Annotated in this window: 13 protein-coding genes; 7 read left to right on the top strand and 6 right to left on the bottom strand. The window is 45.2% G+C overall.

Translation table 11 applies throughout. The features are described 5' to 3' along the window. Positions 1-45 precede the first annotated feature (45 nt). Positions 46-1338, bottom strand: a complete 1293-nt coding sequence (locus IQ224_RS03625) for a D-alanyl-D-alanine carboxypeptidase (protein WP_002743343.1) — start codon at positions 1336-1338, stop codon at positions 46-48. A gap of 149 nt (positions 1339-1487) precedes the next feature. On the opposite strand from IQ224_RS03625, the gene plsX reads away from it, so the two are divergent. From plsX to IQ224_RS03595, 6 genes are all read left to right on the top strand, one after another. Then, complete coding sequence (gene plsX, locus IQ224_RS03620; protein ID WP_194032577.1) at positions 1488-2543, top strand: phosphate acyltransferase PlsX; 1056 nt, start codon at positions 1488-1490, stop codon at positions 2541-2543. 157 nt (positions 2544-2700) lie between these two features. Then, positions 2701-3702, top strand: coding sequence for a beta-ketoacyl-ACP synthase 3 (locus IQ224_RS03615; RefSeq protein ID WP_194032570.1), 1002 nt, complete (start codon positions 2701-2703; stop codon positions 3700-3702). 110 nt (positions 3703-3812) lie between these two features. Beyond that, the gene (gene fabD, locus IQ224_RS03610; protein ID WP_036400609.1) at positions 3813-4739 is read left to right on the top strand and encodes an ACP S-malonyltransferase; all 927 of its coding nucleotides are present in this window, start codon (positions 3813-3815) and stop codon (positions 4737-4739) included. A gap of 1119 nt (positions 4740-5858) precedes the next feature. After that, a complete protein-coding gene (locus tag IQ224_RS03605; RefSeq protein ID WP_194032569.1) occupies positions 5859-6953 on the top strand; it encodes an acyl-CoA desaturase in 1095 nt (364 codons plus the stop codon). 221 nt (positions 6954-7174) lie between these two features. Then, the gene (pgsA, locus tag IQ224_RS03600) at positions 7175-7702 is read left to right on the top strand and encodes a CDP-diacylglycerol--glycerol-3-phosphate 3-phosphatidyltransferase (RefSeq protein WP_194032568.1); all 528 of its coding nucleotides are present in this window, start codon (positions 7175-7177) and stop codon (positions 7700-7702) included. A 143-nt stretch (positions 7703-7845) separates the two neighbouring features. Then, the gene (locus IQ224_RS03595) at positions 7846-9045 is read left to right on the top strand and encodes a calcium-binding protein (protein WP_194032567.1); all 1200 of its coding nucleotides are present in this window, start codon (positions 7846-7848) and stop codon (positions 9043-9045) included. A 286-nt stretch (positions 9046-9331) separates the two neighbouring features. Here the strand turns inward: IQ224_RS03595 and IQ224_RS03590 are convergent, their stop codons facing one another. From IQ224_RS03590 to IQ224_RS03570, 5 genes are all read right to left on the bottom strand, one after another. After that, entirely contained in the window at positions 9332-11584 is a 2253-nt protein-coding gene (locus IQ224_RS03590; RefSeq protein ID WP_194032566.1) for a transglycosylase domain-containing protein, read from the bottom strand. Positions 11585-11683: 99 nt separating this feature from the next. Next, positions 11684-12208 carry an acetolactate synthase small subunit gene (gene ilvN / locus IQ224_RS03585; protein WP_002743360.1) on the bottom strand — a complete coding sequence of 175 codons (525 nt, stop codon included), beginning with the start codon at positions 12206-12208 and terminating at the stop codon, positions 11684-11686. Continuing rightward, complete coding sequence (locus IQ224_RS03580) at positions 12205-12363, bottom strand: hypothetical protein (RefSeq protein ID WP_194032565.1); 159 nt, start codon at positions 12361-12363, stop codon at positions 12205-12207. Before IQ224_RS03580 ends, ilvN begins: the two co-directional genes overlap by 4 nt. A 6-nt stretch (positions 12364-12369) precedes the next feature. Further along, positions 12370-13989, bottom strand: coding sequence for an ABC transporter substrate-binding protein (locus IQ224_RS03575; RefSeq protein WP_194032564.1), 1620 nt, complete (start codon positions 13987-13989; stop codon positions 12370-12372). A gap of 519 nt (positions 13990-14508) precedes the next feature. Next, positions 14509-15048, bottom strand: a complete 540-nt coding sequence (locus IQ224_RS03570; protein WP_002775354.1) for a pentapeptide repeat-containing protein — start codon at positions 15046-15048, stop codon at positions 14509-14511. 69 nt (positions 15049-15117) lie between these two features. Here IQ224_RS03570 and IQ224_RS03565 point away from each other — a divergent pair, with 69 nt between their 5' ends. Continuing rightward, a complete protein-coding gene (locus IQ224_RS03565; protein WP_002734739.1) occupies positions 15118-15735 on the top strand; it encodes a DedA family protein in 618 nt (205 codons plus the stop codon). Positions 15736-16237 lie beyond the last annotated feature (502 nt).

The following is a 16237-nucleotide window of genomic DNA, read 5'->3' as shown; positions in this document are numbered from 1 at the left end:
ACCACTCAATCCAAGCCTTTGGGGGGTAGAACCCCCCAAACCACCCTAGAAACCTTGACTTATTCGACTGGGATCACCTAGAAAGGATCTGTCAGGAATCGATCCTTGAGTCGCTTCTGGGAGAATTTGCCAGTGTTGATCTAAAGCTTGTAAAACTCGATCCTGCTGATTTCTGAATCCCTCGATATTGCTACTACCAGCATTCATAATTACAAACCAAACTTTACCCCTTTCTTGGGTGGGAATTTCTCCAGCTAAGGCGCTAACTTGGGCTAAAGTTCCAGTTTTAATCATCACTCCTTTAGGAATGGCCCGCCACTGCATAGTTCCTTTGGTATCACGTCCCCCCACCGGAAATAAATCGGCGACTTGTATCGGTTGATTGGCTAACTTGCGATCCAATGCTTTCAGAATCTCAATAACTGCCCGGGGAGACAAGCGATTTTCTACACCCAATCCCGAACCATTAATTAATTGAATTTCTTCCGCTCCTACCCCAGTAATTTTAGTATTAATTGCGTCCACTGCCGCCGGGCCACCGAGCAGCTCCGCTAACATTTCTGACATGACGTTATTACTATAAATATTCATTTGACGCAACAGTTCCGTTAAAGTTAAGGACTGATGACGCAATAATAATTGGGCATTTTCGGGGCGAATTGGACTGGCTCGAACCATGCCCAAAATCTTCACCTGTGGGGCTTTTGTGCCGCTAGGAAGGCTCTGAAAAGCTTTTTGGGTTTCTTTTGACCATTTCGATTGATTAAGCCCAATTTTCAGCAATTCTCCCGCTTTGAGGGGATCGGTTTGAAAATTCATGGCGAATTGACCGGTAATGACCAGATCGCCTTTGACCTGACGGATGCCTAATTGATCGAGGCCATTGCCCACTGAGATCGCTTCTTCCCAGACAAAAAGCGGATCCCCTTCCCCTTCAATAATTAAATCTCCCTCTAACACCCCGTTTTTTACCTCTCCCGTGCTGTAAAAACGAGTAGCAAAACGATGATCGAGAGACCAAGTTTCCACGGCGGCGAGAGTAGTGGCGATTTTAGTTAAAGATGCGGCTGAAGCGGGCAGATTACCCTGATGATCCGCTAAATCAGCCCATTCCGTCTCAATTAAGACCCGTTGTTGACTAGAGTTTAAACCTTTTTTCGTCAACTCTTGCAGATAATCGGCCACGATCGCCGCTACCCGGGGATCGGGAGCGGTGGGAAGGTCAAAAATAGGCTGATTTTGCCAAGAAATTAGGGGAATATTGGCGATCGGTTGGGATTGCCCCCCCAGCCAACCCAAGAGAAAGCCGAAAACTGCCAAATTAAAAACTGAGAACATCTTTTCCTTAATCGCAATGATGCCTTATTGTATAGAAATGATTGGTAATTTTTAACAATTGCTCGATCAGAAAACACTAATCCTCGATCGGCCAGCTTTTGTCAAGAGCTGCCGCTCAACTTATTAAAGATTTCTATCCCACTGACTCAATGGCAGAAACGGCATTAAATCGGGCAAGAATCGCGGTAGATGCGATGGGAGGTGACTACGCTCCCAACGAGATTATCGCGGGATCGATGCGAGCTTCCGAAGAATTAGATGTAGAAGTGTTATTAGTCGGCGATTCTGAACGGATTGAGGCTTATTTCGAGCATCATCCCCGTCCCAAGAATCTCACGATCGTCCACGCGGAGGAAGTGGTGGCCATGGACGAAGAGCCGATCACCGCTATCCGTCGCAAACCAGCGGCCTCGATTAATGTGGCCATGGATTTAGTCAAACAAAATCGCGCCGATGCGGTGGTGGCCGCCGGTCACTCCGGGGCAGCCATGGCGGCGGCGTTGCTGCGTTTAGGTCGTTTAAAAGGAATCGATCGCCCGGCGATCGGTGCGGTGCTGCCGACGATGTTGGCAGGTAAATCGGTGATTATCCTCGATGTCGGGGCGAACGTGGACTGTAAACCCAAATATTTAGAGCAGTTTGCCCTAATGGGGACAATTTACAGTAAATACGTTATGGGGGTTGAAGATCCGAAAGTCGGTTTACTCAATATCGGCGAAGAAGCCAGCAAAGGTAACGATCTCGCCCTAAAAACCTACGAATTATTGGAAAATAACCAGCAAATTCCCTTTATCGGCAATGCTGAGGGCCGGGATGTGCTATCGGGACAATTTGATGTGATCGTCTGCGATGGTTTTGTCGGTAATGTCCTGTTAAAATTTGCCGAAGCGGTGGGAGGAGTTATCCTACAAATTCTCAAAGAGGAATTACCTAGGGGGATACAGGGTAAAGTCGGGACGGCTTTAATTAAACCCAATCTTAAACAGATCAAACAACGCATGGATCACGCGGAACACGGTGGTGCGCTGTTATTTGGAGTCGATGGGGTCTGTGTGATCAGTCACGGCAGTTCCCAAGCTCCTTCGATTTTTAACGCCATCCGACAGGCGAAAAATGCCGTTGATAATCGCGTTTCTGAGCGCATTCAAGCCTACAATGACCACCATCATCAATTAAAAAAGTTGTCGGTGAACGGTGAAGATTAAGCTGTCAGCCATCTTGAAGCGGTCAGGAGACTCCGAGACGGGAGACGGGAGACTATTTTTATTTATTCTTCCCACTTCCCCACTTCCCACTTCCCACTGATAACTGATCACTGATAACTGATAACTGATCACTGATAACTGAAAAAGGGGGAATATTTTGAACGGATTCGGGGCAGCAGTCGTCATTACCGGTTGTGGATCGGCCACACCAGGGCAATTTCTCAGTAATGAAGAACTCAGCCAAATTGTCGATACTTCCGATGAGTGGATTAAAAGTCGTACAGGCATCGGTAAACGCCATTTAGCGGATCAATCGGTGTCTTTAAGCCAATTAGCGTCCCAAGCGGCGATTAAGGCTCTAGAAATGGCTCAGGTGTCGCCTAGGGAGGTCGATCTGATTCTTTTGGCTACTTCTACCCCCGATGATCTATTCGGTAGCGCGGCCCAAGTGCAAAGTCAGATCGGGGCCAATCGGGCGATCGCTTTTGATCTCACCGCCGCCTGTTCGGGTTTTCTGGTGGCATTAGTCACCGCCACCCAGTTTATCCGTACTGGTACTTACCGCAATGTCTTGGTTATCGGGGCCGATGTTCTCTCCCGTTGGGTGGATTGGAACGATCGCGCTACCTGTGTCCTTTTTGGTGATGGGGCAGGGGCGGTTCTTTGTCAAGCAAATGATACAAAAGATAACATTCTCGGTTTTGAACTCCATAGCGACGGCAGCCAGAATGGTTCTCTCAATCTCGCCTACGAGGGGGAGGAATTGCCCCTTAAGCAGGGGGTAAGGGTTCAAAAAGGGACCTATAAGCCCCTAAAGATGAACGGACGGGAAGTCTATCGTTTTGCCGTGGCGAAAGTGCCAGAGGTCATCGAAAAAGCTCTCTATCGGGCTAATTTAACCACCAGTGACATCGATTGGTTAGTTCTGCACCAAGCTAACCAAAGAATTATGGATGCGGTTAGCGATCGCCTGAAACTGCCTCCGGAAAAGGTGATCAGCAATCTCAGCGAGTATGGCAACACTTCCGCGGCCTCGATTCCTCTAGCTCTCGATGAAGCTGTCAGGAGTGGTAAGGTCAAAAAAGGTGATATTATTGCTTCTTCCGGCTTTGGTGCTGGTTTAACTTGGGGTGGGATTATCTTCCGTTGGGGAGATTAATTCAGTAACCAGTAACCAGTAACCAGTAAACTAAAAACTCACATCTGATAACTGATAACTGATAACTGATAACTGACCGAAACACAACTATCTATCTATTTTAAGAACTTATGAAAACAGCGTGGATATTCCCGGGACAAGGATCGCAAGCGTTAGGAATGATTGGAGATTTAGCGGAAAGCGCACTTGGCCAAGAGAGATTAGAAATAGCAGCAAAAATCCTTGGTTGGTCGGTTTTAGAAAAATGTCAAGGGGATGAAGAAACCCTATCTCGTACTCTTTATACTCAACCTTGTTTATTTGTGGTGGAGAGTATTTTAGCGGATTTGTTGCAAGAAAAAGGTCATTTTCCCGATCTAGTTGCCGGTCATAGTCTCGGTGAATATTCCGCTTTATATGCGGCCAGGGTGTTTAATTTTGAGACAGGATTAAATCTAGTGCAGAACCGTTCCCGTTTGATGGATGCGGCCGAAGGTGGTAAAATGGCCGCCTTAATGAAATTTGATCGCACCAGTCTAGAGACAGTGGTTAATCAGACGGAAAATGTAGTTATTGCTAATGATAATAGTGCTGAACAAGTGGTGATTTCTGGGACTCCTGAAGCGGTGGATTTAGTATTAGGTCAAGTGAAAGTTAAGCGGGTTATCCAGTTAAAAGTATCTGGCGCTTTTCACTCTCCCTTGATGGAAAATGCCGCTATTCAATTTCAGCAGATTTTAGAATTAGTTAATTTTCGGTCTGCAAAAGTTCCTGTGATTTCTAATGTCGATCCCAGCAATCCTACCCAGGATGGGGAAGAATTAAAAAAATATCTGATCTGGCAGATGACTAGCTCGGTTCGCTGGCGAGAAATTATGTTAAAATTGCCAGATGTGGGTGTGAAGAAAGCGATCGAAGTGGGTCCAGGTAAGGTTTTAACTGGTTTAATTAAACGAACTGCTCCCGCAATTGAGTTAGAAAATATTAGTCAATTAGCTGATATATCCAAGAATAGCGACGATGTTATATTCCAGGGTTCATTAATTGGTGTTGGTTAAATTATCTGGCAATATTTTCGATGAAATAAATTGATCGATCCTATGTAGGGTTTGCGGCAAAAAGCTTTTCCTAGGGGCAGGGTGTGGGGTGTGGGGTTTTACCTATTTTGAGGTAGTCAATTACCTAATTTTCAGGGAAAAAGTCCAGGAATTTTCCCCCCGATTCCCGCAACGGCTGGCACTTTTTGAGGGAAAAAAAGTCTAAAAGTGTGATCCAACAAGGTTTTTAGATTTATTCAGCAAGCCCTATGTAAGTTAAACTTATCACACAGAACCTGGAAGAGCCAAAATAAGTACCCAAGCAAAATTAATTAGGGTCTGCTGAAAAAGTTTTTCCTGGGGGTAGGAGTCAGGAGTCAGGAGTCAGGAGTCAGGAGTTTCGTGCTTTGTTGCCCTTGTTTTTTGTACCAACTAATGTACTATAAGAAGGATAATGCAAGGTTTTTGAAAGTCCCAATCCTATTTTCTTGCACTAACATCGGACTTTAACAGGTCAAAAGCCTTATTTTAAAAGGGTTTTACCATTATTCAGCAAGCCCTAATTACACATATCTAACCCCGCTCTTGCCTATCTTCACTAGGAAATTAATTTTGCACGACTACTTAGGGACTTGCGTAGGAATAATATCCCAGCCAGAAATCGCTCTGTAGAAGAACCAGACCAGCCAAAAGGTACATTATCAAAGCGCAAGTCCCTAGCACCTCGAAGGCTCTCCCCCTACTTAAGGTGATCAGCAAACCTGAGCGATCGGAGGGCGCAAGCATTGCGCCCCTACAGTAACGGATTTTGTCCACAATCTAGGGGCGAACTGCGTTCGCCCAAAAGGTACATTATCAAAGCGCAAGCTTTTAGTACAAAAGTACCTAATGCTCATCCCTATCACCGGCTACAGGTATCTGCTATCTGATTAGGTAAAAACCGAGGATTTTCTGCAAGAGGAGCAAATAAATTGAGCGATTGCCTTGCCAAGCGCACCTCTTTCTCTGACAATAGATGAGAGACTGATAAGAAACTATCAGTTATAGTGAGACAGCCTTAGCAAACCAGTAAAAGACTCATAAATTAACTCTGAGCTGCCACAAATTGCCGTCATACCAACTTCTAGGACAAAAATAGGAATGCGAGTAACCTTTACCGAAAATCAGGGTTTTAGAAAGGAATTGAATAAACGAGTTGATGCTTATTTTACCGAAAACGGCATCCCCACCAGAGATAATTTGGCCATGTACCTGAAGACAATCACGATTTTAACTTGGGTAATTGCCGCTTGGTTATTTGTGCTTTTTGGTCCGGATATCTGGTGGCTAAAAATCATCGGTTGTCTGGTTTTAGGAGCAGGATTAGCAGGGATTGGTTTTAGCATTGGTCATGATGCCAACCATGGCGGCTATTCTAGTAAAAAATGGGTTAATTCTCTCCTTGGCATGACCTACGATTATATCATCGGCGCTTCCAGTTATCTCTGGCGTTTTCGTCATAACTATCTCCATCATACCTACACCAATGTTTTAGGGTACGATCTGGAAATTCACGGCGATGGTGTGGTGCGAATGACTCCCCATGCCGAGCATAAATGGTATCATCGATATCAACATTTATTTATCCCAATCCTCTACGCTATAATTCCTATCTATTGGTCATTCTCCGATGTGCGCTCTATCCTCTTTCGTCATCGTTTTGGCGAGATTAAAATTCCCAATCCTAAAGCGATCGATCTATTCATTTTATTGAGCGGAAAAGTTGTTTATCTCTTTTGGTTTATTGGCATTCCTCTCTTAGTTGGTTATAGTCCCCTAGAAATAGCGATCGGTTTTCTCATTGTTTTTATGACCTATGGAGTGCTTGCCTGTCATGTATTTATGTTAGCTCACGTTTTGGAACCCGCCGAATTTATTCAACCCTCGGCAGCTAATCAAATCGAAGACGAATGGGCAATTTTTCAAGTGCGAACTACCGTAGATTTTGCCCCTAAAAATATCTTTTTAAATTGGTATTTAGGGGGATTAAATTATCAAGTTGTTCATCATCTTTTCCCACAAATTTGTCATATTCACTACCACAAAATTGCCCCAATTTTAGCGGAAGTTTGCCAAGAATTTGGCGTTAATTATGCCGTTTATCCCACCTTCTGGGGTGCTTTAGCTTATAATTATCGTTGGCTCAGGCAATTAGGCAATAAACAAAGTAATTTCGATCTCAAATTAGCCAGCTAAAATCAGTTATCAGTTATCAGTTATCAGTTATCAGTTTTGGCTCTTCTAGGTTCTGTGTTATAAGTTTAACTTACTATATGATCGATCTTTGTGTCCTTTGTGTCTTTGTGGTTCCTTCCACTCGCTCGCCAGCAGGACTGTATCTTAGAATACATTTTGCCCACCAAACCTAAGAGAGCTTGATTACTGATCACTGATTACTGTTTACTGATCACTGAAAAATGAACCTACCCAACTCGATTACCCTATCGCGACTCTTGGGACTGCCATTAATTTTATACTGGTTGCATCAAGGCACAGAAATCGATCGCTGGTTAAGTTTAATTATCTTTCTGATTGCTGCCAGTACCGATTGGCTCGATGGTTATCTAGCGCGAAAATTGGATCAAATCACCGAATTAGGTAAATTTCTCGATCCTTTGGTCGATAAATTGCTGGTTCTCGCTCCTCTTTTAGCTCTCATTGAAATGGATGTAATTGCCGCTTGGGGAGTATTTTTGATTCTTGCTCGCGAATTAGCGATCGCTGGTTGGCGCATTAATCCCAATTTAACAGGAAATAGCGACATAAAAGGGGCTAATTGGTGGGGAAAAAGCAAAACAGTCAGCCAAATTATCGCTATCGCTCTCTTAATCGCTCCCTTGCCTTCTGAATATAATTTAATTGCTCAGGGGGCTTTTTGGCTATCAGTAACATTAACTTTAATTTCTGGGGTGCTCTATATCATACCCAGCCAAAAATTAACCTAGAATTGATAAAAACTTAACCATTAGCAATAATTCCGGAAACAAGCCTAGAAAACAGGGTTGTATTTTTTTTCTCGGTATATAATAATCGGGAGGATGACTATCAGACTCTTCACATTCAAACATATCATTACAAAGGAAAAACCATGGCCACTATAACCACATCATTCGCCACCCTCACCACTGGTGCTAATTTCAGTCCTGGTGGCACTGTTTCAGTGCGTAATTTCATGAACACCTTTAATGATATCCTCATTCATGTATCAGGACCAGGGCTTAACATTACCAGCGATAATCTCACTTCCGAGCGCACTTTAACTGCCGGCGGCCCTACAGCTTGGAGAATAACCAACTTCGGCGCTGCTGCTAATGTAACCCTTTTCCGGTACCGTGGAGGCTTTTCTCAGAACTTTTCCCTGCCAGCAAATAGCTTTACCTATGTTAGAGGTGGGGCTGCCGGCACTTATCAACTAAGCGGTGATACTAATAACACGATACCGAAAGCGTCGAGTCTTCTGACTCCAAATGGGATCCGGAATTTCGTCGCCACCGATTCCTATAACATTGTAGGCAGTAATTTCAATGATACCCTAACCGGTGGTGGTGTAGCGGATACCCTATTTGGTGGCGACGGAAACGATATCCTAGATGGTGGCGGCGGCGCGGATACTCTACACGGTGACAACGGAGACGACACCCTACTTGGTGGATCGGGAAGCGATAGCCTAGATGGGGACGCGGGAAACGATAGCCTAGATGGTGGATCGGTAAACGATACCCTAATCGGTGGCGACGGAAACGACACCCTACTTGGTGGCGGCGGAAACGATAGCCTAGATGGTGGATCGGGAACCGATAGCCTAGATGGTGGCGAGGACAACGATACCCTATTTGGTGGCTCGGACAACGATACCCTATTTGGTAACTCGGAAGAGGATAGCCTACTTGGTGGCGACGGAAACGATAGCCTAGATGGTGGATCGGAAAACGATACCCTAATCGGTGGCGACGGAAACGACACCCTAACTGGTGGTTTGGGTGCTGACCAGTTTGTTTACAACAATTCCAACGAAGGCGCTGACACCATCACCGATTTTGGTTTTGGTGGTGCAGATGCTATCGTACTTTCTTCCGGTGGTTTCGGCGGACTGACTACCATTGGCGGTGCTTTAACTCCTAGCCTATTCTCGGCAACTGAAAATGGCACTGCCAAAATTATCTATAGTGGCGGTGTTTTATCATTTGACCAAGACCTATCGAATATTGGTGGTCTGGTTACAATCGCAAACATTGCTGGACCTGGCGCAGCGACTCTCAATGCAGGCAATATTCAGGTGATTGCCTAATCTATCCCTGTCCCTCCCCTGCGGTGAGTCGGACAATTGTGGATTTTTGGGGTAAAACCAAGCCACCAGAAATAATATTTGCGGGTGTGTTAGCTAGGACTAGGACACCCTTATTATGTGGGCAGTGGGAAGTGGGGGAGATTCAGCGGCTCTCTCACTCTTTGTGTGATCAGTTTAACTTACTATAGAAGCGATCGATCTTTGTGTCCTTTCTGTCTTTGTGGTTCCTGCCACCAATCTTAAGGATAGACGGTTAAAATGCCTCTGAGCTTGAGAGTCAATGGGATTAATTTTGTGTAGTGATTAACTGACGGTGATAATCGCCCCATAATTTGGCTGCCTGTTGACTACTGCCGGAAGTGGGGGAATTGTTATCATTCCCTAACCAAATGCCTGTCACCCAATGGCGACGGGGAAGATAGCCGATAAACCAGAGGTCCACATAATTATTCGTAGTTCCCGTTTTACCCGCTTCTCCCATGCCAATACTGGCAGCGCCTCCTGTACCATTGGTTATCACCCCCCGCAATAGGCTATTCATCGTTTCGGCGGTTTTAGGGGAGATTACCTGCTGATTTCTCTCGTTATCCTCGCCATAGTCATAAATAACCCGACAGGTACTCAAATCCTCCACATTTTCACAGTCGGAAGCGTCGAGAATGCGTTTAATAGCGTGGGGACGATTCCAGCGTCCACCATGGTCAAAAACCCCATAAGCGCCGGTCATTTCTAAGACATTTACCTCGCTTTGTCCTAAAATTAGCCCCGGTACAGCATTTAAAGGTGATTTTACCCCCAAACGTTCCGCCACATTGACCACATTGCTTAATCCTGCCTCACGAGCAATGCGAAGGGCGACACTATTTTCCGATCGCGCTAAACTTTGAAACATATTGATGGCCCCGCTACTGCGTTCACAGGGAGAATAGGCCTGTCCTTGCCAAGAGAGTCCCGCGCAGGTATAGGTTTTATAGGGCGATATTCCCTTTTCTAGGGCGGCAGTATAAGCAAATACCTTAAAAGTGGAACCGGGTTGACGTTTAGCTTGGATAGCGCGGTTAAATTGGCTTTTTTGATAATCAACTCCCCCGACTAAAGCGAGAATTTCCCCGGTTTGACTGTTTAGGGTAACTAAAGCACCTTGGGAGTATCGATAGCGGGGGCCTTGGTTTAAAATATGAGTTTTTAAGCTTTTTTCTGCGATCGCTTGCAGCCGGCGGTCTAAACTGGTTTCAACGATAAAATTGCCCTCTTTGGCCACTTCTTCCCCTAAAAGATCCTGTAATTCCTCGAAAACGTAACTATAAAAATATGGTGCAATCGTACTAGATAGGGATTTTTTGGCTTGGGGACTGATTTCAATGCGGGATCTGCGAGCGCTGGCGGCCTCTTCTGGGGAAATCATCCTTAATTGAGCCATGCGATCGATGACACGATTGCGTAATTCTACGGAAGTGTCGTAATCTTGAATGGGATTAAATCGATTCGGGGCGGGTAACATAGCCACAAGGGTGGCAGCCTCGGAGATATCTAAATCCCTAGCGGATTTATCGAAATAAAAGCGGGCCGCATCTTCAAAACCGTAACCAGCCAGACCGAGATAAACTCGATTGAGATAGGTTTTGAGAATTGTATCCTTACTATAGACCGCCTCTAATTGTAAAGCGACCACAGCCTCCCGGATTTTGCGACCAGCAGTATTTTGGCGACCGACTTCGGGGAATAAACTACGCGCTAACTGTTGAGTCAGGGTGCTGGCCCCCTGATGAATGCCTTGACGTTCCCGATTAATCATAACAGCCCGGACAATCCCCAAAGGATCAACGCCAAAATGCCAGTAAAAACGACTATCTTCGGAAGCGACAAGCGCCTTGGGCAAATAGGGAGAAAAATCGCCCAGATTACCTAATTCTTGGTGAGTTTCCTGTCGCCTGGGATTGAGGGGAGTTTGACCATCCCTAGGGTAAACCACCACTGGACCGCTCACCCCGGAAGGGAGTGGATAAACATTAACTTTGCGACTTTCCCAGATAATCCCTAGAACTAATAAACCGAAAATACCCCCCGCACCATAGAAACCATAGCGCAAAAGTCGCGCCCACAGGGGAGGGGGACAGTAATAGGAGATGGTGACACAATTAGCTAAGTCTGGGGGGGCCAGGGTAAAAGTATCCCCATGACGCAGGGAAACGCTTTTCAGACGACGTTTACCCATATAAACCCCGTTGGTGGAGTTTTCGTCTGTGAGCAGGAAATTATGGGGATTTTTCGGGTCCCGCTGCAGGGAACAGTGAATCTGACTCACCACATTATTACGGATAGTAATATCACAGGAACTGGAACTACGGCCTAACAAATAGCGATCGCCAATGAGGGGATATTTGCTTTCCCCGCTGCCATTCTCGTTTTTAAGGCGTAATTCGGGAACTCTCGCCCCTTTTTTGAGATTTACCGCCTGAAAATTTACCTTTCCTTGCAATTTCTGCACGGCAACGGTGACAAGTTGACTAATTTGGGTTTTCGGCGACTGGTTAGACATAGTTTTTATCAGCTTCTGAAGGCAATAGGGGAAGCGGGGAAGTGGGGAATTTTAACTAAAACCCTAACACCCTAACACCCCAATTCATCCCCAATATGCCTAAATTGCCATTTTAGCCTCTAAAGCTTTCAGGTATTCCGTATTGACTCCCGACTCGCGAATCAGAGCAATTTTACCGGTACGCGCCACCTCGCGAACGCCAAATTTATTCAGCATTTGCATAATCGCCACCATTTTACCCGGATCCCCCACCACTTCGATGGTCAGGGTTTCCTCAGAAATATCCACAATTCGCGCTCGGAATACCTGCGCTAATTCGATCACTTCTGCTCGGCGCTCGGCGGTAGCATTAACTTTAATCAGCATTAATTCCCTTTCCACGCAAGGGGTTTGGGTGATATCCTGCACCTTGAGGACGTTAATTAATTTGTAAAGTTGTTTGGTTAACTGTTCGATGCTGTCCTCGTCTCCTGGCACTACCATCGTAATGCGAGAAACTCCCATTTGTTCGGCAGGACCGACGGCTAGACTTTCAATATTAAAGCCGCGACGGGCAAATAATCCAGCAATACGGGTTAAGACTCCCGCTTCATCTTCAACTAATACGGATAATGTGTGTTTCATGGCGATTTATCTACACAACCTATATTTAACCATTGTAAGACAGGAGGCAAGGCCAGAACCGCTTGTTTTCGCCTCACGATGATAAGAAATTTTAACAGATAAAATCCCCCTAGCAGCAGGGCGAGCCGGGGAGCAAAAGCTGACGGCTGACTCATGATTAATTATCGGGATTTTTGGGCAATTGTCCAAAAGGGAAAAGTTTGACTGGGATTAATGATAACTCCCGTGATGCCATGACGAGCAAAAGCATATTCTTTGGTTTGCCAAAGGGGAATATAGGGAACTTCATCGGCGAGAATTTCCTGAATTTTACCAAAAATTTGCTTTCTTTTAGCTGGGTTACTTTCCCGACGGGATTGGGAGATTAATTGATTCATTTCTTGACTATAAAAAAATGAGCCTTGACTTTGGGATCCTCCCTCTTCGCAGCCAGTTTCTGGGGAACCTTTAGCACAATCCAAAAAGGGATAAATATAGTTATCTGCATCCAAAAAATCGGGATACCAATTAGATAGAGCAGTGGTATAAAGTCCCCGGCTAATATTACGGAAAAAGGCCGCTCCTAGGATACTATTGGGTTCAAATTGAATCATATTATCTAAATCCCGTTTTGCTAGAGCTTTCATCACTGCTGCCACGCTGCTGGAAGTAATCGATCCCGAGGAGTGCCAAACTTCTACAATTGCGGGGTTTTCTGGACTATAACCGGCGGTTTTTAGTAATTGTTTGGCTTGTTCTATATTATGGTTGCCATAGCGCTCTTTAAACACCGGTTGTGACTCGGAAAAAGTAGTAGGAATAAGACTAAAAAGAGGGATGCCTTGACCTTGTAAAATGCGATCATTAAGTAAATCTCGATCGACTAGAGAAGCGATTGCTTGTCGCACTAAAATATTGTCGGTGGGTTCACTTTTGAGATTGACGCTCATAAAGTTAATTGCTGCCCCAGAAGATTCGATCGCTTGCCATTTTCCTTGGGCTGCTTCTGTGCGTAATTTTCTCACTTGAGGAGGCAGTAAAGATTGATAGGCAATATCCACCGCACCTGTTTGAAAACCGTTAAATAAATTGGCAGGATTCGAGAGATAAATTTGCACATTAACTCCCTTATTTTTGGCTGGTTCTCCCCAATAGCGATCAAAAGCTTCTAAACTAAAAGAATCGCTAGTAACTGCTTTTAATCGATAATGTCCTGTGCCGATAAATTCTTCGGGTTTAAATTTACCCTCGCCAATTTGATAAAATTTGGGTGAAACCGCACAGGCTCCGGGGTAAGCTAAAAGAGCGGGAAAAGCGGCAAAAGGTCTGGTTAATTTAATAGTAATTTCGTCCTCTTTGCTGGCGGTGATTTTATCAATTGTATCCCGGAGAAGAAAGGAAGGTTCGCCACCATTTTTGATAAATCTTTCTAGGGAAAACTTCATCGCCTCTGCGTTAAAAACCGTGCCATCATGAAAGATAACTCCTCGACGTACTGGGATAGTATAAGTCAAACCATCGGGGCTAATTTGGGGCAATTCCGTGGCAAGGAGAGGCTTTAAATTAGTGGTTCCTTCGGCGTAGGTGTAGAGAGTTTCACCGAGATTATAAATAATAAAAAGTCCCGCTAACTCATAACTATCGGCCGGATCGATCGAGCGTGGTTTTAGGGTTGTCCCAATTATCAGGCGATCGCTATCCCCCTGGGGTAAATTGGAATTAGTGGACTGACAGCCCACAGTCAGAAGAAGACAGAGGCAAAATAAACTTAAATAGCGGTAAAGTTGGCGTAAAGATCTCATCGATGGCGATTAACGGCAGCTAGGTATCGATCAATCCTATCATTTTTGTGCATAATCTTTTCTTCTAGGTTCCCTTAAGGAACTGGGTTGATTGCTTAATTGGTTGGGTAAAATTCTTCAATAACTGCACTGATTACCCAGACAATTAAACTAAATTTTCTGGTGGAGAATGGCAAAAACTTGACCAATTTGGCCAAGAGGAAGACCCCGGGCAGCAAAGGGGTTAAATGGTTCAGAATAGCTGGAGTTATGGAGGCAGATAGCAACCGATTAGAAATTCATCTTCTTTTATCTATCAGCCATTTAAGTAAGTAGTTATAATTAAATTGAAGATAGATTTTGCCTCTGATCCCCCCTTAATCCCCCCTTGATAAGGGGGGTGCCGATCCCCCCTTAGTCCCCCCTTGATAAGGGGGGTGTCGATCCCCCCTTAGTCCCCCCTTGATAAGGGGGGTGTCGATCCCCCCTTAGTCCCCCCTTGATAAGGGGGGTGTCTGATAATTTTTAACGACTACCTACTTAGGTTAATCCTGTCCCTTCTAAACAAGCTCGATCGAAAATTGCCCCCGTGGTTACTGCCGAGGCTAAACTAGCACAAAGAAGATTGGCATCAGTAAAATTTGTTCCGCGTAAAATCGCCCCGAAAAAAATTGCTTCCTCTAAATCGGTTGCCGACAGATCTGCTCCGGACAGATTAGCGCTAGTAAAATCCGCTTGGGTTAAAATCGCCCCGACAAAACTCACTCCCCGGCCATCGACACCGCGAAAATCCGCCCCGGACAAATCTAGATGATTAAAAACCGCCCCGGCTAAAAAAGCGCCGGCCAAACTTGCCCCAGTCACGATCGCATCGAGGAGAATTGCTCCGCGTAAATCGGCATTACGAAAATCTGCTCCCCTTAAATTTGCCCCAGTTAGGTCAGCACCGCGTAAATTTGCGCGTAAATTCGCCCCGGCTAGATCTGCACCCGCTAAATCAGCCCCTGCCAAGTTCATGCCCGCTAAATCTTTTATCTCACCCTGACGAATTGCTAATAAATCAATACTGGGAAAAGTCATGTTCAGCCACGGTTAAATACTGTAAAAATATCTTAGAATATTCGTAAACCTTTGTTAAGAAAGCGCTCCATGTCCCTAGAGCTATTATCCCTAGAAAATATTGAAGAAATCGCCCACCAATACGGATACTGGGCAGTATTTATCGGCATCACCCTGGAAAATACGGGGATTCCCATCCCAGGAGAAACCATCACCATTGTCGGCGGCTTCCTTGCCGGTAGCGGTGATTTAAACTATTGGTTAGTTTTAGTCAGCGCAATTACAGGAGCAGTTTTGGGCGATAATTTTGGCTATTGGCTCGGCCGCGCTGGAGGTTGGCCGTTTTTGTTAAAAGTTGGCAAATTCTTTCGGATTCCGCCTCAAAAACTAGAATTAGCCAAGGATCAATTTAGTAAAAATGCACCCCGGGCGGTCTTTTTCGGTCGTTTCGTGGCTTTGTTAAGAATCTTTGCAGGTCCCATGGCGGGAATTGCCCGAATGCCCTACGGTCGCTTTTTCCTCTGTAATCTCGGTGGGGCGACGGTGTGGGCGACGATTATGGTGACATTATCTTTCTTTTTAGGCCGTTTGTTCCCCTTGCACCAGTTAGTTAGTTCTATGGCTCGTTTTGGTATCTTGGCTTTAATTATCGTCCTAGCCTGGACAATTATCCACCCCATCCTTGAGTCACGGAAAACGGCGGTTTAAGGCCATGACGGGGAGCTGGTGCGTTTGTTGCGTCGGAATATCGATTTGTTGTGGCAGATTCCCCAACTACCTAGGGTTTGCTGAAAAAGTCCTAGGCTGGGGTCAGGAGTCGGTCGTCAGTAGCCGGTCGTCGGGAGGGGAAGTCAGAATAACAGAATGACCTCGCACGTCTGCAAGTGGAACCCTTCCCAATCGAAGAGCGAAAGTGCAAGGGTTTTGAGTCCCCATTCCCATTTCTCAACGTTCGTTTCTGGGACTTTTTTAGCCAAAAAAGTCCCAAAACCATTTTATAGCAAGGCTTAAACTGATATTCAGCCAACCCTATTTAGGGTTGGCTGAATAAATCTAAAAACCTTGTTGGGTAAGACTTTTAGACTTTTTGTCAATCAAAAAGTACCAAATATGGGAGTGATCGGGGGGAAAATTCAGGGACTTTTTCCCTGAAAATTAGGTAATTGACCCCCTCAAAATCGGTAAAACCCTACACCCCACACCCCACACC

The organism is Microcystis sp. LEGE 00066 (genome assembly GCF_015207925.1).
Classification (GTDB): Bacteria; Cyanobacteriota; Cyanobacteriia; order Cyanobacteriales; family Microcystaceae; genus Microcystis; species Microcystis ichthyoblabe_A.
The sequence above is the reverse complement of the archived record's forward strand: the minus strand, read 5'-3'. Positions and strand labels throughout refer to the sequence as shown.